Origin of the sequence: Phenylobacterium kunshanense, from assembly GCF_003254525.1 — a bacterium.
Taxonomy (GTDB): domain Bacteria; phylum Pseudomonadota; class Alphaproteobacteria; order Caulobacterales; family Caulobacteraceae; genus Phenylobacterium; species Phenylobacterium kunshanense.
This window is the reverse complement of record NZ_QFYS01000002.1, coordinates 336,614-358,115: the sequence shown is the minus strand read 5'-3', so window position 1 is coordinate 358,115 and position 21,502 is coordinate 336,614. Positions and strand designations below refer to the sequence as shown.

The 21,502-nt window shown below is 69.0% G+C and carries 23 protein-coding genes; 13 read left to right on the top strand and 10 right to left on the bottom strand.

Translation table 11 applies throughout. The features are described 5' to 3' along the window. Positions 1-28 precede the first annotated feature (28 nt). Genes moaA through DJ019_RS06070 form a run of 3 tightly spaced genes read left to right on the top strand, consistent with a single transcriptional unit; the run spans position 29 to position 1,737 of the window. Positions 29-1,054: a GTP 3',8-cyclase MoaA gene (moaA, locus tag DJ019_RS06080; RefSeq protein WP_111275089.1), complete on the top strand. Its 1,026-nt coding sequence runs from the start codon at positions 29-31 to the stop codon at positions 1,052-1,054. Between the two features lie 3 nt (positions 1,055-1,057). Continuing rightward, positions 1,058-1,297, top strand: a complete 240-nt coding sequence (locus DJ019_RS06075; RefSeq protein WP_111275088.1) for a MoaD/ThiS family protein — start codon at positions 1,058-1,060, stop codon at positions 1,295-1,297. Next, positions 1,294-1,737, top strand: coding sequence for a molybdenum cofactor biosynthesis protein MoaE (locus DJ019_RS06070; RefSeq protein WP_111275087.1), 444 nt, complete (start codon positions 1,294-1,296; stop codon positions 1,735-1,737). The genes DJ019_RS06075 and DJ019_RS06070 overlap by 4 nt, the downstream gene beginning before the upstream one ends. On the opposite strand, the gene ubiB is transcribed toward DJ019_RS06070, so the two are convergent. After that, positions 1,734-3,230, bottom strand: a complete 1,497-nt coding sequence (gene ubiB, locus DJ019_RS06065; RefSeq protein WP_111275086.1) for a 2-polyprenylphenol 6-hydroxylase — start codon at positions 3,228-3,230, stop codon at positions 1,734-1,736. The genes DJ019_RS06070 and ubiB overlap by 4 nt on opposite strands. Before the next feature lie 7 nt (positions 3,231-3,237). After that, complete coding sequence (locus DJ019_RS06060) at positions 3,238-3,996, bottom strand: class I SAM-dependent methyltransferase (protein WP_111275499.1); 759 nt, start codon at positions 3,994-3,996, stop codon at positions 3,238-3,240. A gap of 60 nt (positions 3,997-4,056) precedes the next feature. Between DJ019_RS06060 and mutM the strand changes: the two genes are divergently transcribed. The 5 genes from mutM (at position 4,057) to dnaA (ending at position 8,890) form a co-directional block, all read left to right on the top strand. After that, positions 4,057-4,920 carry a bifunctional DNA-formamidopyrimidine glycosylase/DNA-(apurinic or apyrimidinic site) lyase gene (mutM, locus tag DJ019_RS06055; protein WP_111275085.1) on the top strand — a complete coding sequence of 288 codons (864 nt, stop codon included), beginning with the start codon at positions 4,057-4,059 and terminating at the stop codon, positions 4,918-4,920. Beyond that, positions 4,917-5,777 (top strand): TraB/GumN family protein, encoded by an 861-nt coding sequence (locus DJ019_RS06050; protein WP_165843907.1) that lies wholly within the window; start codon positions 4,917-4,919, stop codon positions 5,775-5,777. The genes mutM and DJ019_RS06050 overlap by 4 nt, the downstream gene beginning before the upstream one ends. Positions 5,778-5,807: 30 nt before the next feature. After that, on the top strand, positions 5,808-6,587 hold the full coding sequence (locus tag DJ019_RS06045; protein ID WP_111275083.1) for an enoyl-CoA hydratase: 780 nt from the start codon (positions 5,808-5,810) through the stop codon (positions 6,585-6,587). Between the two features lie 111 nt (positions 6,588-6,698). After that, the gene (gene rpsT / locus DJ019_RS06040; RefSeq protein ID WP_111275082.1) at positions 6,699-6,968 is read left to right on the top strand and encodes a 30S ribosomal protein S20; all 270 of its coding nucleotides are present in this window, start codon (positions 6,699-6,701) and stop codon (positions 6,966-6,968) included. Positions 6,969-7,417: 449 nt separating this feature from the next. Next, the gene (gene dnaA, locus DJ019_RS06035; RefSeq protein WP_111275081.1) at positions 7,418-8,890 is read left to right on the top strand and encodes a chromosomal replication initiator protein DnaA; all 1,473 of its coding nucleotides are present in this window, start codon (positions 7,418-7,420) and stop codon (positions 8,888-8,890) included. Positions 8,891-8,953: 63 nt separating this feature from the next. On the opposite strand, the gene DJ019_RS06030 is transcribed toward dnaA, so the two are convergent. From DJ019_RS06030 to DJ019_RS06005, 6 genes are all read right to left on the bottom strand, one after another. After that, a complete protein-coding gene (locus DJ019_RS06030; RefSeq protein WP_111275080.1) occupies positions 8,954-10,183 on the bottom strand; it encodes a serine hydrolase domain-containing protein in 1,230 nt (409 codons plus the stop codon). Between the two features lie 137 nt (positions 10,184-10,320). After that, a complete protein-coding gene (pnp, locus tag DJ019_RS06025) occupies positions 10,321-12,462 on the bottom strand; it encodes a polyribonucleotide nucleotidyltransferase (RefSeq protein WP_111275079.1) in 2,142 nt (713 codons plus the stop codon). A gap of 233 nt (positions 12,463-12,695) precedes the next feature. Next, positions 12,696-12,965: a 30S ribosomal protein S15 gene (gene rpsO / locus DJ019_RS06020; RefSeq protein ID WP_111275078.1), complete on the bottom strand. Its 270-nt coding sequence runs from the start codon at positions 12,963-12,965 to the stop codon at positions 12,696-12,698. Positions 12,966-12,983: 18 nt separating this feature from the next. After that, complete coding sequence (gene truB, locus DJ019_RS06015; RefSeq protein ID WP_111275077.1) at positions 12,984-13,913, bottom strand: tRNA pseudouridine(55) synthase TruB; 930 nt, start codon at positions 13,911-13,913, stop codon at positions 12,984-12,986. Next, entirely contained in the window at positions 13,913-14,350 is a 438-nt protein-coding gene (gene rbfA, locus DJ019_RS06010) for a 30S ribosome-binding factor RbfA (RefSeq protein WP_111275076.1), read from the bottom strand. The genes truB and rbfA overlap by 1 nt, the downstream gene beginning before the upstream one ends. A 120-nt stretch (positions 14,351-14,470) precedes the next feature. Beyond that, positions 14,471-14,890 (bottom strand): HIT domain-containing protein, encoded by a 420-nt coding sequence (locus DJ019_RS06005; RefSeq protein ID WP_111275075.1) that lies wholly within the window; start codon positions 14,888-14,890, stop codon positions 14,471-14,473. 79 nt (positions 14,891-14,969) lie between these two features. Between DJ019_RS06005 and DJ019_RS06000 the strand changes: the two genes are divergently transcribed. After that, a complete protein-coding gene (locus tag DJ019_RS06000; protein WP_111275074.1) occupies positions 14,970-15,956 on the top strand; it encodes a malate dehydrogenase in 987 nt (328 codons plus the stop codon). Positions 15,957-16,029: 73 nt separating this feature from the next. Here the strand turns inward: DJ019_RS06000 and DJ019_RS05995 are convergent, their stop codons facing one another. After that, complete coding sequence (locus tag DJ019_RS05995; RefSeq protein ID WP_111275073.1) at positions 16,030-17,088, bottom strand: lysozyme inhibitor LprI family protein; 1,059 nt, start codon at positions 17,086-17,088, stop codon at positions 16,030-16,032. 128 nt (positions 17,089-17,216) lie between these two features. On the opposite strand from DJ019_RS05995, the gene DJ019_RS05990 reads away from it, so the two are divergent. Beyond that, on the top strand, positions 17,217-17,750 hold the full coding sequence (locus tag DJ019_RS05990) for a GNAT family N-acetyltransferase (protein ID WP_111275072.1): 534 nt from the start codon (positions 17,217-17,219) through the stop codon (positions 17,748-17,750). Here the strand turns inward: DJ019_RS05990 and DJ019_RS05985 are convergent, their stop codons facing one another. Next, positions 17,751-18,548: a LytTR family DNA-binding domain-containing protein gene (locus tag DJ019_RS05985; protein WP_111275071.1), complete on the bottom strand. Its 798-nt coding sequence runs from the start codon at positions 18,546-18,548 to the stop codon at positions 17,751-17,753. It abuts the gene before it with no gap. 99 nt (positions 18,549-18,647) lie between these two features. On the opposite strand from DJ019_RS05985, the gene DJ019_RS05980 reads away from it, so the two are divergent. From DJ019_RS05980 to sucD, 3 genes are all read left to right on the top strand, one after another. Continuing rightward, positions 18,648-19,196: a DUF2306 domain-containing protein gene (locus DJ019_RS05980; protein WP_111275070.1), complete on the top strand. Its 549-nt coding sequence runs from the start codon at positions 18,648-18,650 to the stop codon at positions 19,194-19,196. Positions 19,197-19,376: 180 nt separating this feature from the next. Then, positions 19,377-20,576, top strand: coding sequence for an ADP-forming succinate--CoA ligase subunit beta (gene sucC / locus DJ019_RS05975; protein WP_111275069.1), 1,200 nt, complete (start codon positions 19,377-19,379; stop codon positions 20,574-20,576). Next, positions 20,576-21,454 (top strand): succinate--CoA ligase subunit alpha, encoded by an 879-nt coding sequence (sucD, locus tag DJ019_RS05970; RefSeq protein WP_111275068.1) that lies wholly within the window; start codon positions 20,576-20,578, stop codon positions 21,452-21,454. The genes sucC and sucD overlap by 1 nt, the downstream gene beginning before the upstream one ends. The last annotated feature ends 48 nt before the right edge of the window (positions 21,455-21,502 follow it).

Here is a 21,502-nt window from a genome sequence, read left to right as displayed (position 1 = left end):
CGGCGATTGCCCCCTATCTTGCCTGCTGATGACGCCATTCGACGCGATCACCGGACCGCGCTCAGCGCCGCTCGTGGACGGCTTCGGCCGGACCGTGACCTATTTGCGCCTGTCGGTCACCGACCGCTGCGACCTTCGCTGCGTCTATTGCATGGCCGAGCACATGACCTTCCTCCCGAAGGCCGAGGTGCTGTCGCTCGAGGAGCTGGACCGGATCGCCTCGGCCTTCGTCGGTCTGGGGACACGTAAGCTGCGCCTCACGGGCGGCGAACCCCTCGTGCGCAAGGGCATGATGGACCTGGTCCGCACCCTGGGCCGGCATCTGACCTCGGGAGCCCTGGACGAGCTGACCCTCACCACCAACGGGACGCGCCTCAGCGAATTCGCCGGGGAACTGGCCGACGCCGGCGTGCGGCGGATCAACGTCTCTCTGGATACGCTGAAGCCCGACCTCTTCCGGCGACTTACCCGCGGCGGCGACGTCGCCAAGGTGCTGGCCGGGATCACGGCGGCTCAGGCGGCGGGGCTGTCAGTGAAGATCAACGCCGTCGCCCTGCGCGACGACAACGCCGGCGAGATTCCCGACCTGATCGCCTGGGCCCACCGCACAGGGTGCGACATCACCCTGATCGAGACCATGCCCCTGGGCGAGGTCGAGGCCGACCGCACCGACCAGTATCTGCCGCTCAGCCAGGTGCGCGCCGAGCTCGCCAGCTTCTGGACCCTTGAGGATCTGCCCCTCTCCACCGGCGGCCCCGCCCGCTATGTGCGCGTCGCCGAGACCGGCGGACGCCTCGGCTTCATCACGCCGCTGAGCCACAACTTCTGCGAATCCTGCAACCGCGTGCGGCTCACCTGCACCGGCACGCTGCACACCTGCCTGGGCCAGGAGGACGCCACCGACCTGCGCGCCGTCCTGCGATCGGGCGCCGGGGACGCCGAGCTCACCGACGCCATCCGCCGCGCCATCGCCGGTAAACCCAAGGGCCATGACTTCGAGATCGCCCGCAGCCAGCCCGCCGTCGCGCGTCACATGTCCACCACCGGCGGCTGACCCATGGCCCGCGTCCTCCTCTTCGGTCCCCTGCGCGACGTCGCCGGATGGCGCGAGCGCCAGATCGACAGTCCGTCCCTGTCAGCGTTGCGCGCCCTGCTCACGGACGAGGACGCGGCGCTGGGCGAGGCCCTGGCCGGCAAGGGCGTGCAGGTGGCCATCGACCAGGCCCTCGTGCGCGGCGAGGCGGCCCTGACCGCGGCCAGCGAGGTCGCCTTCCTGCCCCCCATGAGCGGCGGATGATGATCGAGCTCACCGACAGCCCCTTCGACCCTGGCGCCCTGCTGACGGCCTTTTCGAAGGGCCGCCGCGAAACGGGCGCCATCGCGACGTTCACGGGCCTCGCCCGAGCCGAGGAAGGCGCCACGAACATCCTGGAGCTGGAGGCCTACCCGGGCTTCACCGAGGCGGAGATCGGCCGGATCGCCGAGCAGGCCAGGACGCGCTTCGGCCTGCACGACCTCGCCATCCTGCATCGCGTGGGGAAGATCGCGCCAGGCGAGCCGATCGTGTTCGTGGCCACCGCCGCGGGCCACCGCCGCGCCGCTTTCGAGGCCTGCGACTTCCTCATGGACTATCTGAAGTCCGCCGCGCCCTTCTGGAAGAAGGAGCATGGGCCCGCCGGCGAGCGCTGGGTCGAGCCGACCGAGCGGGACCACGCCGACCGGGAGCGCTGGAGCTAGAGCAGCCGCCCGATCAGGAAGGCCGCACCCGACGCCAGGGCGCCCAGGGCGAACCAGAGCAACGCGCCATTGCGCTCAGGCTCCACGACCGCGATGGGCTGGACCGGCGGCGCCGCGGCAAGTCGGGAGACGTTCCGCACGGCTGTCTCCAGCTCGCCCGCGAACCGTTTGACCCGCGTGGCCGGCGACAGTTCCCGGGCGATCCAGCGGCGGACCACCGGCTCCGAAGCCGCCCAGATGTCGTGATCGGGGTCGATGCGCCGCGCGACGCCCTCGACCGTCATCATGGTCTTCTGCAGCAGCACAAGCTCGGGGCGCAGGCGCATGTCGAACAGCGCCGTGATCTCGAAGAGCTGGGTCAGCACCCGGCTCATGGCGATGGTGCTGGCCGCGCGCCCGAACACCGGCTCACCCACCGCCCGGAGCGCCTGGGCGAAGGCCGCGACGCTGTGGTGGGCCGGAACATATCCAGCGTCGAAATGCACCTGGGCCACCTGCTGGTAGTCCCGGCGCAGGAAACCCCACAAGATCTCGGCCAGGTAGCGCCGCTCGGTCGGGCCCAGGCGGCCGATGATGCCGAAATCCACCGCCTGCAGCCGATCGGGCGCGGCGGCGAACAGGTTGCCCTCGTGCAGGTCCGCGTGAAAGACGCCGTGGTCCAGCGCCTGGGCCAGGAAGGCGCGGGTCAGGTTCGCGGCCAGCGCCTTGCGATCCAGGCCAGGCTGCTCGAGCGCCGCCTCGTCGGAGAGCGGCATGCCCTGCGCCCACTCCAGGGTCAGCACCCGCTTGCCGACGCCCTCCCAAAGCACCTTCGGCGCCGACATGTAGCCGTCGGCGGCCATCACCTCGGCCAGTTCGTCGGCCCCGGCGGCCTCCAGCCGAAGGTCGAGTTCCAGTTCGGTGGCGCGCACCACGGTCAGGGCGAAGCCCATGGGCTCCAGCCGGCGCGCGGGCGGCGCCAGGCGCTCGATCAGCCGGGCGGCCAGCTTCAGCACCTCGGAGTCGGCGGCCACCCGACGCTCGATGCCGGGCCGCAGCACCTTCACCGCCACCCTGCGCCCTTCGAGCAGCATGGCGTCATGCGCCTGCGCCAGCGAAGCGGCGGCGACCGGATCACCGAAGGTGGCGAAGACGGCGCCGACCGGCTTGCCGAGCTCCTGTTCGACCAGCGCCCGCGCCTCGCCCGTCGGGAACGGCGGCAGCTTGTCCTTCAGCCGGCCCAGGTCCTCGGCGAACGTGCGGCCGAAGATGTCGGCGCGCGTGGACAGGAGCTGGCCCAGCTTGATCGCCACCGGTCCCAGCCGCTCCAGCGATCGCGCCAGCCGCTCGCCGGGGCGCCCGTCGCGCCGCGTCGCGAACACGCGAAGCGCGGAGGCCGCCGTCCGCACGCCCGAGGAATAGAACCCGTCCAGCTCGCGCGGCAGCAGGGCGTCGTTGCGGACCAGCGTCCAGCCGGCCCCGATCAGCCGCAGGAAAGCGCCCAGAGAGGCCATGCGCGCCTCAGATCGCCCGGCCTGTGTGCAGCGCCGCCACGCCGCCGGAATAGTTGGTCCAGCCCACCTGGCTGAAGCCCGCGGCGCGGATCATGTCGGCGAATGTCTTCTGGTCGGGGAACCGCCGGATGCTCTCGACCAGGTACTGGTACGACTCCCGGTCGTTGGCCACCCGCGCCCCGATCTCGGGGATCACCTTGAAGGAATAGGCGTCGTATGCGGCCCTAAGGGCCCCGGTGACCGGCCGCGAGAACTCCAGGCACAGGAACCGGCCGCCCGGCTTGAGCACCCGCCGCGCCTCGCGCAGGGCGGCGGAAATGTCGGTCACGTTGCGTATGCCGAAGCTGATCACATAGGCGTCGGCCGAGGCGTCGGGCAGCGGCAGGCGCTGGGCGTCGCCCACCGACCAGCAGATTTCGGGCATGCCGCCGCGCTCGATCCCGGCGGCGATCATCTCGGCGTTGTAGTCGACCACGAAGATCTTCGCGTCGGGGCCGCCCCGGCGCTCCTGCACCCGCCGGGCCATCCTGGCGAACCGTCGCGCCATGTCGCCCGTGCCGCCCGCGCAATCGACGATGGTCTCGCCCGGCTGCGGATTGAGCCTCGCCGCCACTGCGTCCTTCCAGAGCCGGTGCACGCCCGCGCTCATCAGGTCGTTCATCAGGTCGTAGCGACCGGCGACGCGGTCGAAGACCCCGCGGACAAGCGAAGGCTTCTCGGCGGCGTCGACATCGCGGAAGCCGAAGGTGGCGGAAGGTCCCGTCATGCCGCTGCTCATAGCCTTCAACCCCTTGGCGCGCCAGCGATGCCGTGCCAAGCCGGGGCGATGCCTGAATTGCCGGAAGTCGAGACAGTGCGGCGCGGCCTGGCCCCCGTGCTGGAGGGCCAGCGCCTGGCTCGCGTGGAGGCGCGCAGGCCCGACCTGCGCTTCCCCCTGCCGCCTGGCTTCGTCCAGGTGCTCACCGGCGCCAGGATCGAACGCCTGGAGCGCCGGGCCAAGTACCTGCTCGCCCGGCTTGACCGCGAGGACACCCTGGTGATGCACCTGGGCATGAGCGGCCGGTTCGAGATCTCGCGGCCAGAGGGCCAGGATCGACCGGGCCACTTCCACTACGCCCCGGACCCCGACCCGAAGCACGCCCACATCGTCTTCGAGACGGAAGCGGGACCCCGGGTCACCTACTACGACCCGCGCCGGTTCGGTTACATGTCGCTGGTCAACACGGCCACGCTCGAGCTGCACCCCTGGTTCGCAAGCCTGGGGCCCGAACCCTTGTCGGAGACGTTCGACGCCGCACATCTGAAAACCGCCTTTGCCGGCCGCCGGCAAGGACCGAAGACCCTGTTGCTCGACCAGAGGATCGTGGCCGGCCTGGGCAACATCTACGTCTGCGAGGCGCTGAACCGCGCCCGCATCTCGCCCTTCCGGCCCGCCGGGGGAATCTCCGGGCCGCGCCTCGCGAAGCTGGTTCCGGCGATCAAGGATGTCCTGGCCGAGGCGATCGAGGCCGGCGGCTCCTCGCTGCGCGACTTCGCCCAGGCGGACGGCGCGCTGGGGTATTTCCAGCACCGCTTCCGCACCTACGACCGCGAGGGGCAGCCCTGCCGCAACGACGGCTGTCGCGGCGTGATCGCCCGCAAGGTCCAGGCGGGGCGCTCCACCTTCTACTGCCCGGTGTGCCAGACGTGAGATCCCTCTTCGCCATCCTCTTCGCCGCCGTGGCGATCGCCGCGCCCGCCAGGGCTGAGCCCCCGGTCTGGGTGGTGCGCGACGCCGACTCCGAGGTGGTGCTTTTCGGCTCGGTGCACGTCCTGCCCCCAGGCCTGGACTGGCGGCCCAAGGCGCTCGACGCGGCGCTGGGCGAGGCCCAGGACCTGTGGTTCGAGCTGCCCAGCGGCCCTGCGGCCGAGGCCGAGGTGGCGCGCCTCGCGGCCGAGCGCGGCGTCCTGCCGCCTGGCCAGTCCCTGTTTCGCCTGCTGCCGCCCGCGGATGTGGCGTTGCTGCTGAAGGTCGCGAAGACGTATGGGGTCGAGCCTTCCACGCTCGACCGGCTGGAGCCGTGGCTGGCCGAGGTGGCCCTCGCCGGCGCCGCCTACCGCAAGGTCGGCGCGGCCACCGAACATGGCGTCGAAGCCTCGATCGGCTCGAGCACATCAGAGGCGATCCGGCGGGAGGCGTTCGAGACCCCGGCCCAGCAGATCGCGATCTTCGACTCCGCGCCCCTCGCCGAACAGCTGGCCTCCCTGCGCGAAACGCTGGGCGAATTGGACCGGAATCCGGACTCCTACATGAAGCTGGTCCGCGCCTGGATGGCGGGAGACGTGCAAGGCCTCGACCGGGAAGCGCTGGAGCCGCTCCGCAAGGTCTCGCCAGGCGTCTTCCGGCGCCTGGTGATCGAGCGCAACGAACGCTGGACCGAGGCGCTGGACCTGCGCCTGAAGGGGCGTGGCAAGACCGTGGTGGTGGTCGGGGTGGGCCATCTGGTGGGCGAGGAGGGGCTGCCGACCCGGCTGCGGGCGCTTGGCTATTCCGTCTCGGGGCCGTAAGTCGCAGCCCATAGGAGAGCGGAGCGCCCCATGAGCTATGAGACCCTGATCGTCGAGACCCCCAGCGCGGGCGTCGCCCTGATCCGCCTGAACCGGCCCGAGGCGCTGAACGCGCTGAACAGCCAACTCCTGGGCGAACTCTCCAAGGCGCTGGATGCGGCCGAGGCCGACGAGACCGTCCGCTGTCTCGTTCTCACCGGCTCCGACCGAGCCTTCGCCGCCGGCGCCGACATCAAGGAGATGTCGGACAAGTCCTATGCCCAGATGTTCTCCGCGGACTTCTTCGGCGCCGCCGCGCGCCGCATCGAGCAGTGCCGCAAGCCGATCATCGCCGCGGTCGCGGGCTACGCCCTGGGCGGCGGGTGCGAACTGGCCATGCTGTGCGACTTCATCATCGCCGCCGAGACCGCCAAGTTCGGCCAGCCCGAGATCAACCTCGGCGTCATGCCCGGCATCGGCGGCACACAGCGCCTGCCGCGCGCCGTGGGCAAGGCCAAGGCCATGGACATGGTCCTGACCGCCCGGATGATGGACGCCGCCGAAGCCGAGCGCGCCGGCCTGGTCAGCCGCGTCGTGCCCGCCGACAAGATGCTGGAGGAAGCGCTGGCCGCCGCGGCCAAGATCGCGTCCCAGTCGCCCCTCGCGGTGGCGATGAACAAGGAGCTGGTGAACGCCGCCTTCGAGACCACGCTTTCCACCGGCGTGACCATGGAGCGCAGGCTGTTCCACTCCCTCTTCGCCTTCGAGGACCAGAAGGAGGGCATGGCCGCCTTCGTCGAGAAGCGGAAGCCCGAGTTCAAGGGGCGCTGACAGAGCGCCCTACGCCATTGACCGCGGCGGGCCCTTTCAGTATATCCGCGCCTCCATTTTCGCCCGCCCGGCGCAAACCGGGCGCGCTATCCGTTTCGAGAGCTTAGACGAATGGCCAATACGCCCGGCGCCAAGAAAGCGGTCCGCAAGATCGCCCGCCGCACTGAAGTGAACACCGCCCGCCGGTCGCGCGTTCGCACCTTCCTGCGCAAGTTCGAGGAGGCCGTGGCCTCCGGCGACGCCGGCGCGGCTAAGGACGCCTTCGTGAAGGCCCAGTCCGAGCTGATGCGCGCCGTCGGCAAGGGCGTGGTCCACAAGAACACCGGCTCGCGCAAGGTCTCGCGCCTGGCCGCCCAGCTGAAGAAGATGTCGGCCGCCTGATCCGGCGTGACCGGAGGCCACGGCTTCCGGGGCGACGGCGCGGTTCGGGGAACAGGTTTTCCCGTCTTCGTCTCTAGGATTTTTTGTCGCGGCGCCCCTTCGGGGGCGCTGCTTTTTTGTGCGTCGAATTGGGCGCTCCGGACCACGGTTTGCGGCCCGAAAGCTCAGCCTTCAGACCGGGATTTTGGGCTTTCCCTTGGACCTAAAAGGGTCCTTTGCGAGTCAATCGAAATATCGCTCGACGGGCCGAAGAATCACCGTTGACCGCCCACCAGCCCCCATTAGTGTCGGGGGTCTTACAGGTTCTTTCCTCTTGATCCCGGGTCGAACCGGGACGCCGGCGGAGCACATGCGTTCGCTGAATAAGGATCTGTTTGTGTTGAACAAAGTGCGCGGTCGGGGGGTTCGGGGCCCTGGCTTGTCGGCTGAATTGCGATGGGGTTCGAGGGATGACGAGCGGGGGGGCTGCGGGAGCTATGGCAAGCACGCCGGCGACAGCCGTGTGGAGCAAAACCTGCCAGGTTCTCAAGCGCGAGCTTGGTGATGCGACCTTCGGGTCGTGGCTGGGCCAGGCGGGGCTGCGCGAGTCCGGGGACGAGGTGTGCGTGGTCGCCGCGACAGGCGTCGCGCGCGACTGGATCCGCCACAACGCGTGGCGTCGCATCGGCGAGCTGTGGGCCCAGAACGACCCGATGGGTCGCCGACTGGACCTGAAGAGCCGCATGGAGGTCGAGAGCGCCCCCCTGGCCGCCAATCCGCCCGTGCCCGCCAATTCCCCCGGACTCGCCCCGAAGGCCGCCCCCATGACTGCGCCCCCTATCGCCGCGCCGGTGTTCGAGATCGAGGCCGACACCGTGGCCCCCGTCACCGCCCGCCAGGGCCGCCAGCAGGGCCTGCAGGAGCGCTATAGCTTCGACAGCTTCGTGTCGGGCCCAGCGAACGAGTTCGCCTTCGCCGTGGCCCGCCGCGTGGCCTCGTGGGCCGACGGCCACTTCAACCCGGTCGTGTTCCACGGCCCCTACGGCTTCGGGAAGACGCACCTCCTCAACGCCATCGCCTGGGAGGCCCTGCGCTCGGCGCCCGGCAAGCGCGTGGTCTACCTTTCGGCCGAACGCTTCACCTCGACCTTCGTCAACGCGCTGCAGACCCGCCAGACGGCGGCGTTCAAGGACGAGCTGCGCAACGCCGACCTGCTGCTGATCGACGACGTCCACTTCGTGGCCGGCAAGACCCAGACGCAGGAAGAGCTGTTCCACACCCTGATCGCCCTCGTGGAGGACGGCCGCCGGGTGGTGCTCTCGGCCGACCGTTCTCCGACCGAGCTTTCGGAAATGGAACCGCGTCTCCGCTCGCACCTGCAGGCAGGCCTCGTCTGCGGCATCGAGCCGGCGGACCGGAGCCTGCGGCTGGGCATCCTGGAGCGCAAGCTGAACACCCTGGCCCTCGCAGGCGGCTTCGTGCCCGCTGCGCGGCCGGACGTGCTGCAGTTCCTCAGCGACCGCTTCACCGACAGCGTGCGCGAGCTGGAGGGGGCCCTGAACACCCTGGTGGCCCGCGTGGGCGGCGACATCGCGCGCCTGTCCCTGGACGAGGCCCAGGCCATCCTGCGGCCGCACCTGAGCGTCAACGAGCGCAAGGTGACCGTCGACATGATCCAGAAGACCGTGGCGGAGCACTACGCCCTCAAGCAGGCCGACCTGATCAGCGAGCGCCGCGCCCGCGCCGTGGCCCGCCCGCGCCAGGTGGCGATGTGGCTGGCCAAGCAGATCACCACCCGCTCGCTGCCCGACATCGGCCGCCGCTTCGGCGGGCGCGACCACACCACCGTCCTGCACGCGGTGCGTCGCATCGAGGCCCTCAAGGCCGAGGATCAGGGCATCGCCCGCGACATCGACGTCCTGCTGCGCAAGCTGCGGGGCTGAGGCCTCCATTTCGGGGCGTCGCAAAGGGCTCGCCGCGAGGCGGGCCCTTGGCTTTTGGACCCGTCAGGTCCGCAGCGCCTCGACGGCCGCACCGAGCAGCGCGTAGGTTTCCAGCTCGGCGTCATCCTCCCAGGCGTTGCGCCAGGCGCTCCACACGACCGCCACGACCTGTTCCCGCGGGTGCACGTAGACGAACTGGCCGAAGATGCCCTGGGCCGTGAAGGCGCCGTCGTGGACGCTTCCCACCTGGCGCGGCAGAACCCACCACTGATAGCCGTAACCGAGTGGATAGCCCGGTTGGAGCTTGCCGAAACCCGTGGCCTCGATATCCGGCTGGCCGGCCAGGTCGCGCCAGCCGACGGGCAGGATGCGGCGGCCGCCCACGACCCCATCCTCCAGGACGAACTGCCCGAAGCGGCCAAAGTCCCTGAGGCGCGCACTGACGCCCAGCCCGCCGAGTTCCAGCCCGTCCTTCGACTCGAGCTGCCAATAGCCGTCGGCCTCCATGCCCGCCGGGCCCCAGACCTTCTCGCCGTAGTAGTCGGCCAGGCTGCGCCCGGTCGCGGCCGCCACGATCGCGCCCAGGACGCAGCTTTCGCCGGTCGAGTAGTTGAATCGCGCGCCCTGAGGCGCCGCGCGGGGCAGGCTGCGCATGAGCGCCAGGACACCGCCGGGCCGTCCCGCCTCCATCGCCGCCCCCAGCCGCACGACGTCGGAAGGGCCGGTCGGGTCGTAGTCCTCCTTCCAGGCCACTCCCGAAGTCATCCGCAGGAGGTTGCGGACGGTGACGCCTTCGTAGGCCGAGCCTGAAAGGTCGGGCAGGTAACGCTCCGCGGGATCGTCCAGGCTGCGGATCGCGCCGTCCTGCAAGGCCACGCCCGCCAGCGTCGACGTCATGGACTTCGCGGTGGAGAAACTGGTCCAATGGCTCTCTGGACCGTTGCCCATCCCATAGCGTTCGAGCGCTATCTCGCCTCCCTTCAGCACGAGCACACCGCCGGTCCGGCGACGCGTCATGTAGTCATCCAGCGAGCGGGTCGCGCCTGCATGGGGATAGCTCAGCCGCGACAGCTGGCGCGCGTGCGGCCGCAGCCGCCGGACGTTCGTTCCGCATCGGATCGCACGGACCGGGCGTGTCTGATCCTGACTGCGGAAGGTGGCAGCCTGGTTCTCTGGCGTCGTGGCGAGCGGGCTCGACGCTACGCCCTCGGTGGGTTGCGCCTTCGCTCCCCAGGCCAGAGCGGAGCCACCCGCCACCAGCAACAGCCGCCGCCGATCCAACCCGTCGCCCATCTTCGCCCATCTCCCCGACCGGCGCTTTTGGCGCGCCTCATGAGGATGCTGCGGCAAGGGGCCGCTGGCCGCAACGCACGAAAAAAGGCGGCTGGATCGCTCCAGCCGCCCCTCAACTCATCCGATGACCGGAATGCTTACGCGTCCGCGGCTTCCGGCTCGTCCTTCTTCGACAGGTCCTCGCCGGTCTCCTGGTCGACGACCTTCATGGAGAGGCGGGTCTTGCCGCGATCGTCGAAGCCCAGGAGCTTCACCTTGACCTGCTGGCCTTCGCTCAGCACGTCCGAGACCTTCGCCACGCGCTCGTTCGAGATCTGGCTCACGTGGACCAGGCCGTCCTTGGCGCCGAAGAAGTTCACGAAGGCGCCGAAGTCGACGATCTTCACGACCTTGCCGGTGTAGATCTGGCCGATCTCCGGTTCGGACGCGATCGACTTGATCCAGTCGCGGGCCGCATCGATCTTGGCCTGGTCCGCGGCCGCGATCTTGATGGTGCCGTCTTCGCCGATGTCGACCTTGGCGCCGGTCTCGGCGGTGATCTCGCGGATCACCTTGCCGCCCGAGCCGATCACTTCCCGGATCTTGTCGACCGGGATCTTGATGGTCTCGATCTTCGGCGCGAACTCGCCCAGTTCGGCGCGCGGCGCCTCCATGGCCTTGTTCATCTCGCCGAGGATGTGATCACGACCGCCCTTCGCCTGCTCGAGGGCCTTCTTCATGATCTCCTCGGTGATCCCGGCGATCTTGATGTCCATCTGCAGCGACGTAATGCCGTCGGCGGTGCCGGCGACCTTGAAGTCCATGTCGCCGAGGTGGTCTTCGTCACCCAGGATGTCCGAGAGGACCGCGAAGCCGTCGCTCTCGAGGATCAGGCCCATGGCGATGCCCGACACCGGCTTCTTGATCGGCACGCCGGCGTCCATCAGGGCGAGCGAGCCGCCGCAGACGGTGGCCATCGAGGACGAGCCGTTCGACTCGAAGATCTCGGAGACCAGACGGATCGTGTAGGGGAAGTCGGCGTAGTCCGGCAGCATCGGACGCAGCGCGCGCCACGCCAGTTTGCCGTGGCCGACTTCACGACGGCCAGGAGCGCCCATGCGGCCCGTCTCCCCGACCGAGAAGGGCGGGAAGTTGTAGTGCAGCATGAACTTCTCGTAGTACTTGCCTTCGAGCGCGTCGATCAGCTGCTCGTCGTCGCCGGTGCCCAGGGTGGCCACGCAGAGCGACTGGGTCTCGCCGCGGGTGAACAGCGCCGAGCCGTGGGCCCGGGGCAGCACGCCCACTTCCGAGACGATCTGGCGGACCTGATCGACCTTGCGGCCGTCGATGCGGATGCCGGTGTCCAGGATCGAGCGGCGGACGACGTCAGCCTCGAGCTCCTTGAACACGCCACCCAGCTTGTCGGCCGGGATGCCCGTCGGGTTGGCGTCGGACTTGCCGAAGTGGCCGACAGCCTTGTCCTTGGCCGCGCTGAGGGCCGCATGGCGCTCGGTCTTGCCGGTGATCTTGTAGGCGGCGGCCAGATCCTTGCCGATCAGCTTCTTCACCTCGGCCTTGATGGCGTCGGTGTCGTCCGGCGTGAACTCGAAGGGTTCCTTCGCGGCGTGCTCGGCCAGCTCGATGATCGCGTCGATCACCGGCTGCATGCCCTTGTGGGCGAAGGTGACGCCGCCCAGGACTTCGGCTTCCGACAGCTCCTGGATCTCGGACTCGACCATCATCACGGCGTCGGCGGTGCCGGCCACGACGAGGTCCATCTTGCTTTCCTTCATCTCGTCGAGAGTCGGGTTCAGCACGTATTCGCCATTCACGTAGCCCACGCGCGCGGCGGCGATCGGGCCCATGAAGGGGGCGCCCGAGATCACCAGGGCGGCCGAGGCGGCGACCATGGCGACGATGTCGGGGTCGTTCTCGAGGTCATGCGCCAGCACCGTGGTGACGACCTGGACCTCGTTCTTGAAGCCCTTAACGAACAGCGGGCGGATCGGACGGTCGATCAGGCGGCTGGTGAGGGTTTCCTTCTGCGAGGGCGCGCCCTCGCGGCGGGGGAAGCTGCCGGGGATCTTGCCCGCGGCGTAGAACTTTTCCTGGTAGTTGACGGTCAGGGGGAAGAAGTCCTGACCCGGCTTGGCGCTCTTGGCGTAGACGGCGGTCGCCAGGACCATGGTCTCGCCATAGGTGGCCAGGACGGCGCCGTCAGCCTGACGGGCCATGCGACCGGTTTCGAGCGTGAGGGTCTTGCCTCCCCACTCGAGCGTCTTTTTCTTGATATCGAACATTTCTGCTTCTTTCTCGTCCCGCGGGCGTATTCCCGGCGGGGGCGGACAGGGGATCGGTCTTCCGAAATCCTCTCCAGTTGGCACAGGCGGTGAGGATTTCTCTCGAACCCTCGGCGTATTGATGGAGCGGGCGCACGGCCCGATCCGGCGCCGCATCCATCCCCCGGCCTGTGGCGAGGGAGCGGCCTTCCAAAGCGAAACGGACCCGCCTTGAGACGGGTCCGTTCGAAGAACTAGCGGCGCAGGCCCAGCTTCTCGATGAGCGCCTGATAGCGAGCCACATCGGACTTCTTCAGGTGATCGAGGAGCGACCGGCGGGCGGAGACGAGCTTCAGCAGCCCCCGGCGCGAGTGGTTGTCCTTCTTGTGCGTCTTGAAGTGCTCGGTGAGGTTCGCAATCCGTTCGGACATGATCGCCACCTGGACTTCGGCGCTGCCCGTGTCCGCTTCGCCGCGGGCATGGGTCTTGATGACTTCGGCTTTACGTTCGGCCGTGATCGACATCGGGTTTCTCCGCTCTGATCAAAGATTGAAGACGCGCGAGGGTTCGAGCCGTCCCGCACGCATCTCGCAGAGCGCCACCATCGTTCCGCCGGACATTGCGGAAACGGTGCGCGAGCCCGGCTTGAGCCTGGCCTTGACCGCTTCCACCTGTCGGGGAACGAGAACGATCGATCGTCCCTGCTTCAATCTGAAGGCGTCTTCGTCGGTCACGGCCAACGCCGGGATGTCGTCCAGCGCGGTCTCGACCGGAAGCAGGGCCTCCGATTGGCGGGCCTTATGCCCCAAATCCTCAAGATAATCCAGAGTGACCGCGGTTTCCTCGGTGAAGCGGCCCACGCGCGTGCGCCGCAGGGCGCTCACGTGGCCACAGGCCCCGAGCGCCTCGGCGATGTCGCGTACCAGCGCGCGGACATAGGTGCCCTTGCCGCAGTCCATCTCGAGGGTGACGTGGTCGGCGTCCTCGGCGTCCAGAAGGCGGACATCGAAGATGATCACCTTGCGCGCCGCCAGCTCCACCGTCTCGCCAGCCCGGGCGAGGTCATAGGCGCGCTCGCCATCCACCTTGATCGCGGAAAACGCCGGCGGAACCTGGTCGATCTCACCCACGAACCGCGGCAGCACAGCCTGCACCTGGGCCAGCGTGGGGCGCACGTCGGACTGGGCCAGGGTCTCGCCCTCGCGGTCGTAGGTGGCGGTCGTCCGCCCCCAGGCGATGGTGAAGCGGTACGACTTGTCGGCGTCGACCAGGAACGGGACCGTCTTGGTCGCCTCTCCCAGGGCGATCGGCAGGATGCCGGTGGCCAGGGGGTCAAGCGTGCCCGCGTGGCCCGCCTTCTGGGCGTCGAAAAGCCGGCGGACGCGGCTGACGGCGTGGGTGGAGGTCAGGTCGTAGGGCTTGTCCAGGTTGATCCAGCCCGAGATCGCCTGGCCCTTCTTGCGACGGGCCATCAGTCCTCGTCTTTCCACGAGTCCGACGGCGGCTGCGGACTGAGGTCCTGGCGCACCCTGGGATCATCGAAGAGCCGGGCCATGCGAGCGGCTTCGTTGAAGGTCTCGTCGTGACGGAAGTGAAGGTCCGGCGTAAAGCGCATGTCGATCATCCGACCGAGATGGCCCCGCACGAACTTCGCGTGCTTGTTCAGCGCCTTAACCACCTCGTCGGCATGTTCGCCACCCAACGGCTCGACATAGACGGTGGCGTGGCGCAGGTCCGGGTTCACCCGCACCTCGGTGACGGTGACCGGGACGCCGGCCAGCGCAGGATCATTGATCTCTTCCTCGCGGAGGATCTCGACCAGCGCGTGGCGCACCAGCTCACCGGCGCGAAGCTGGCGCTGCGACGGGCCCTTCGGAGCCGCGCGGCCTGGGGACGGGGGACGTTTCATGGGAGTTTCTTGCCTTCGCACCCTGGCGGGCGGATCGGACGCCCGCGCAGGAAAGCGGCGGCTTCTAGTTCATCATCGGCCGCATGTCATCCGGCCAGTAAGACGCAGCGATCTTTCGGGTCAGATACCGAGCGCCCGTCGCGCCACCGCCAGGGCCGCCGCAAGCGCATCGTCCGCTGGGGGCTCGGCAGTTCCGACGCCCCACACGGGGCCGGGCCAGGCCGAGTCATCCGACCGACGCCCGACCACATGAACATGAAGCTGGGGCGTCACGTTGCCGAGCGCGCCGATGTTCAGCTTCTCGACCGCCCGCCCCTGCGCCTCGCCCAGGGCGCGCACCGCGGCGCCGGCCAGGACCACCTCCTCCATCAGGCGGCTCCGGTCCTCGGGCGAAAGGTCTTCCAGCTCGCGCAGCCCCGCGATCCGCGGGATCAGCACCAGCCAGGGGTATCGTGCGTCGGCCTGGAGGCGGACATGGCACAGCGCCAGTTCGCCCACGGCTTCGGAGGTCGGCGGGAAGGCGGGGTGCAGTTCGAACATCACCCCTGCGCGTGCGGCATTGCAGCATGGGCGTCAACGGGCTAGAGCGCCCGCGCACAGTTTAGAAGGAGCAGTCTCCATGGCGAAGAAGCCCATCCGCGTCGCGGTCACCGGCGCCGCCGGCAACATCGGTTACGCCCTGCTGTTCCGGATCGCGTCCGGCCAGATGCTGGGCGCCGACCAGCCCGTCATCCTCCAACTGCTGGAAATCCCGGTCGAGGGTCCGCAGAAGGCGCTGAAGGGCGTGGCGATGGAGCTGGAAGACTGCGCCTTCCCGCTGCTGCAGGACATGGTCCTGACGGGCGACGCCGACGTGGCCTTCAAGGACGCCAACTGGTGCCTGCTGGTGGGCTCCAAGCCCCGCGGCCCCGGCATGGAGCGCGCCGACCTCTTGAAGGACAACGGCAAGATCTTCATCGCCCAGGGCCAGTCGATCGACAAGGTCGCCGCCGACGACGCCCGCGTCGCCGTGGTCGGCAACCCCTGCAACACCAACGTGATGATCGCCGCCAGCCAGGCCAAGCGCCTGCCGGCCGATCGCTTCACCGCCATGGTGCGCCTGGACGAGAACCGCGGCCGCGCCCAGCTGGCCCAGAAGGCCGGCGTGTCGATCAACGAGGTCAGCGACCTGTTCATCTACGGCAATCACAGCCCGACGATGTTCGCCGACTACACGCACGCCAAGATCGGCGGCAAGGCGGCGGCCGACGTGATCAACGACCGCGCCTGGCTGGAGAACGACTACCTGCCCACCGTCGGCAAGCGCGGCGCGGCGATCATCGAGGCCCGCGGCCTGTCGTCGGCGGCCTCGGCGGCCAACGCCCTGATCGACCACGTCCACGACCTGGTGACGCCGGGCGCCATCCACTCGGTGGCCGTGAAGTCGGAAGGCCGCTACGGCTTTGACCCGAACGTGTGGGCCGGCATGCCGGTGAAGACCACCGCCCCGGGCGCCTACGAGGTCATCACCAGCTACGAGATGGACGACTTCGCCAAGTCGAAGATCAAGATCACCAACGACGAGCTCGTCAGCGAGCGCGACACCGTCAAGGACATGCTGTCCTAGCGGCCGCACCGCCGACCTACGGCCTGGAAACCCCGTCGCCCCTCGCGGTCGGCGGGGTTTTTCGTGCCCGCGCTCAGTTCTCGCGGGCGTCGCGGGTCAGGTCGTTGAGCTCGGAGATCCGGGCGACGTAGACGTCTTCCACCGCCCAGGGCGCCTCCCGGGCCGCCGCCGCGCGCGCCTCGAGCCATCGGGCCTGCTGGCGACGCAGGGCGGCGGCCGGCACTCCTGCCGCCTCGGCGTTTCGATACGCCTGCTGCAGCTGACGGTCCCGGGCGCCCAGCCTCCGGTCCGCGCAGACGACCGCCTCTCCAGGATCCTCCGAGGCGCAGGGCCTGGCCTGGGCCACCCGCATCGGCCCCTCGCCGCGCGGCGCCGGCTTCGCCCTCGGCGGCGAGGCCTTGGCCTTGTCGACCTTCGGCGGAGGCTCCGCCGCCCGTCGGGCGGTCTTGACCCCTCGCTCGCGCCTGGCGCTGGCCGCGAGCTCGACCTTCTTGCGCGCCTTGGTCGCCTGGGGCTTGGGCGATGGATTGGCAGAGGCCTTGGCGACCTGGATGGCCTTTGGCTTGTCCGGACGGGCCGGCCGCGACTTCGCCGCCACACGAACCTCTGGCTTGGACTTGATCCTGGCCGGCTTGGCCTTGGGCGGCGCTTCCGCGCTGTTGATCCTGGTGGGGCGCGGGCGCTCCTCCTTGAGGGCTTGCGTCTCGACCTTAGTCCGCTTCACGGCCGGGGCCTGGAGCGGCTTCGGCAGGGGACGCGGTTCGACGGCCACTTCCGCGTCGACCCTGACCAGTCCTGCGGCGGGGCGAACTGGAACCGCCAGTGCGGGTTGCGACGACGTGAAGGGCTGCGCCGGGGCGGCATCGCGGGGCAGCACCTCCAGCGGCGCGCCCAACGGCGCCGGTGTGTCGTCGACCACGATCTGCAGGACGGGCCGGGTCGCGGCAGCCGCCGATGCCGCCGGGCGAGCGGTCTCGGCCAGCACGTCCGGCGCGGGGCGCGCCCACAGGCCCAGCCCGATCCCGAGCGTGCAGGCGGCGGCGACACCCGCGAGGACGACCCGCCCCGACCTATGGACGGTGGCATTCGGCGGCTCGACCAGCGGTGCGAACTGTAGCGGATCCTGCGTCATGAGCGGCCCCCGAGAACGGTCAGGTCCCTCGACGCGCAGGGCATGTCAGGCTACGGCGCAAGCGCGCCCACGCAGCCATCCGACCCCGAACTCTCTCCCGACGCCAGATTGAGGCCAAAGCCGCGCCGATGCAAACGCCGACCCTTGAGACCGAACGCCTCATCCTGCGCGCACCCGCACAGGAGGATTTCGAGGCCTGGGCCGACTTCTGCGCCGACGAGGAGGCCGCCCGGTTCATTGGCGGCCGGCAGGACCGGATCGGCGCCTGGCGCATCATGTGCGTCATGGCCGGGGCCTGGACCGTGCGCGGCTTCTCCATGTTCTCGGTGATCGAAAAGGCCACTAGCCGCTGGGTCGGCCGCCTCGGCCCGTGGCAGCCGGAGGGCTGGCCGGGCACGGAGGTCGGCTGGGGCATCGTGCGCGACGCCTGGGGCAAGGGCTACGCCACCGAGGGCGCGACCGCCGCCATCGACTGGGCCTTCGACGCCCTGGGGTGGGACGAGGTGATCCACACGATCGAGCCGGCCAATGTGAACTCCCAGAAGGTGGCCGAGCGGCTCGGCTCGCGCATCCTGCGCCAGGCCGTCCTTCCGGCCCCGATGAACGTGGCCGTGGATTGCTGGGGCCAGTCGCGGGCCGAGTGGCTGGCCCGGCGCCGCTGATCAGATCCAGCCGCGGTCGCGCAGCAGGCCCGCGTAGGTGCGGCTGACCGGGACCTCCGAGCCGTCCTTCAGCGTCAGGGTGGCCCGGCCGTCGGCGCGCCGGGCGTCGGCGATGGCCTCCCGCGCCACCCACCAGGACCGGTGGACCTGCATGCCCTCGATCCCCTCCAGTTCGGAAATCGCGTCGGCGAGGCGCAGAAGAATGAGATCCTGCCCCTTCGAGGTGTGGAGCCGCAGGTAGTGGTCCTCGGCTTCCACGGCCCAGACTGCGGCGCCGCGCAGCTTTAGGGGCAGGCGCTCCAGGAACTTCGGCGGCGCGGCCGCGACTTCGCCTTGTCCGCGCTCGGGGGCCAGCGTGTGCGCCCACGCGACAGTGACGCAGAAGAACAGCGAGGTGACGAGCGACACGCCGACATACGCCGGCAACTCGGACACATCGAACCCGCGCCGGGGCCCCTCCAGCATCCCCACGACACTCCATACGAAGAGCCCCATGGGAACGCACATGGCCAGGCCGGAGAACAGGCCGATCCGCCACCAGCGCGCCGCCACCCAGGGGACCTGCTCGACCGAGAGATAGGCCGTCTGGCCCAGGACCGTGCCCACGAACGAGATCGCGATCATGAACGGAACGCGTAAGCCCATCGGCATGCCGCCGGACCCGAATGCGCCGATGAACGCCAGGAAGGCGCCGACCACGATCGCCGGAATGAGACTGCGCTGCACGACAGACCAGGCCGTGGCCACCCACGAAGCGTGAACGGCGCCGCGCGGCGATTCGCGAAGGTCCCGCGTCATCCGACGCATCCTCGCTCGCGCCTCCGCCCGACCGCCGCCATCACCCGCTCCGAACGGGCCGCGTTCTCCTGACGGCCCCCGAGAGACTGGAGATATCGGATGTCGAACGCTTCGCAAACGCCGGGCCGCCGCACGCTGGGCTTCGGGCCCTGGTTTGCGGGATCCATGGCCGTGGTGATCGCACTCGTGGGCGTCACCATGGGGCCCTTCTGGAGACCCATCGTTGAGATGGCGGGCGACGCCCGCCTGCACCTTCCCAACATGCGGGTCTGGGCCGAGCTGTCGACGCCGGTCCGCATCCACCTGCTGACCGCCGTAGCAGCCCTGGTCCTCGGCGCCGTACTGATGGGCGTTCGCAAGGGGCGCACGTTCCACCGGCTCGCGGGCTGGACCTGGGTGGCGCTGGTGTCGGTGACAGCCGGGGCGACCCTGTTCATCAGCGGCCTGAACCATGGCTCCTGGTCGCTGCTGCATCTCCTGACCGCCTGGACGCTGATCTTCCTGCCGCTGGCGGTTCTGGCCGCCCGCAGGCACAACGTGACGCGGCACCGCCGGCACATGATGGGGCTGTTCTACGGCGGGTTCGCCATCAACATCTTCATCGCCTTCATGCCCGGGCGCGCCCTCTGGGTGATGTTCTTCGGCTGATCCGCAAACCGCCGGAGTCTCGAAGAGAGCAATCGTGCGCCGAACAGGTCACCTCGCGTAAGCTTCGTGCGCAAAGGGGCGGTTTTCCGCCCCTCACGCGGTTGTCATCGCGGGCGAGGGCGGTATAAGCCCGCTCACTCGCCGTCCGGGCGAGCCCTTGGCAGTCGCCCCACAGGCCCCATGAACATCCACGAACACCAAGCCAAAGCCGTCCTCGCGGAGTTCGGCGTTGCGGTCCCGCGCGGGTATCCCGCATTCACCGTCGACGAAGCTGTCGAAGCCGCCAACAAGCTCGGCGGTCCGGTCTTCGTCGTAAAGTCTCAGATCCACGCCGGCGGGCGCGGCAAGGGCCGCTTCGAAGGCCTCGGCCCGGACGCCAAGGGCGGCGTGCGGGTGGTCAAGAGCGCCGACGACGTGAAGGCCAACGCCCAGGAGATGCTGGGTCGGGTGCTGGTGACGCACCAGACCGGACCGGCCGGCAAGCAGGTGAACCGCCTCTACATCGAGGAAGGCGCCCAGATCGCCAAGGAATTCTACCTGTCGCTGCTGGTGGACCGCGAGACGAGCTGGGTCTCGGTCGTGGCCTCCACCGAAGGCGGCATGGACATCGAGGAGGTGGCGCATTCCACCCCCGAGAAGATCGTCACCTTCTCCATCGACCCGGCCACCGGCGTCTTCCCGCACCATGCGCGCCACCTGGCCAAGGCCCTCGGCCTGACCGGGGGCCTCGCCAAGGAAGCGGCGACCCTGCTGACCCAGCTCTACACGGCGTTCCTGGCCAAGGACATGTCGATGCTGGAGATCAACCCGCTGATCGTCACCGGCGACGACCACCTGCGCGTCCTCGACGCCAAGGTGTCGTTCGACTCCAACGCCCTCTTCCGTCATCCGGACGTCGTCGCCCTGCGCGACGAGAGCGAAGAGGATCCGAAGGAGATCGAGGCCTCCAAGTACGACCTCAGCTACATCGCCCTCGACGGCGAGATCGGCTGCATGGTCAACGGCGCCGGCCTGGCCATGGCGACCATGGACATCATCAAGCTGTACGGCGCCGAGCCGGCCAACTTCCTGGACGTCGGCGGCGGCGCCTCGAAGGAAAAGGTCACGGCGGCCTTCAAGATCATCACCGCGGACCCGAACGTGAAGGGCATCCTGGTGAACATCTTCGGCGGCATCATGCGCTGCGACATCATCGCCGAGGGCGTGGTAGCCGCGGTGAAGGAAGTGGGCCTGAAGGTTCCGCTGGTCGTCCGCCTGGAAGGCACCAACGTCGAGCTGGGCAAGAAGATCATCAACGAGAGTGGCCTGAACGTGCTTTCGGCCAACGACCTCTCGGATGGCGCGGAAAAGATCGTCAAGGCCGTGCGGGGGGCCGCTTAATGTCCATCCTGATCGGTAAAGAAACGCGGGTCATCTGCCAGGGCATCACCGGCAGCCAGGGCACCTTCCACTCGGAACAGGCCATCGCCTACGGGACCAAGATGGTCGGCGGCGTCACGCCCGGTAAGGGCGGGACCAAGCACATCGGCCTGCCCGTCTTCGACACGGTCGCCGAGGCCGTGAACGAAACCGGAGCGGATGCGTCGGTGATCTACGTGCCGCCGCCGTTCGCCGCGGACTCGATCCTGGAAGCCATCGACGCCGAAGTTCCGCTCATCGTCTGCATCACCGAAGGCATTCCGGTGGCCGACATGATCAAGGTGAAGCGGGCGCTTTCCGGCTCCAAGTCGCGCCTGATAGGTCCGAACTGCCCGGGCGTGCTGACGCCCGAGCAGTGCAAGATCGGCATCATGCCCGGCAGCATCTTCAGGAAGGGTTCGGTGGGCGTTGTCTCCCGCTCGGGGACGCTTACCTATGAGGCCGTGTTCCAGACCAGCCAGGTTGGCCTGGGGCAGACCACGGCGGTCGGGATCGGCGGCGACCCGGTGAAAGGCACCGAGTTCATCGACGTCCTCGACATGTTCCTGAAGGACCCGGAGACGGAGTCGATCATCATGATCGGCGAAATCGGCGGGTCGGCCGAAGAAGACGCGGCTGAATTCATCAAGAATTCAGCAATCAAGAAGCCTATGGTCGGCTTCATCGCGGGACGCACCGCGCCGCCTGGACGGCGCATGGGTCACGCAGGCGCGATCATCTCTGGCGGCAAGGGCGGAGCCGAGGACAAGATCGCCGCGATGGAGGCTGCGGGCATCCGCGTGTCGCCGTCTCCGGCGAAGCTTGGCGAGACCCTGCTCGAGGTGCTGAAGGGCGCCTGAGGGCGACACAATCGGTATTGGGCGGCCTGCGCTCGGCTCCTTCTTCGG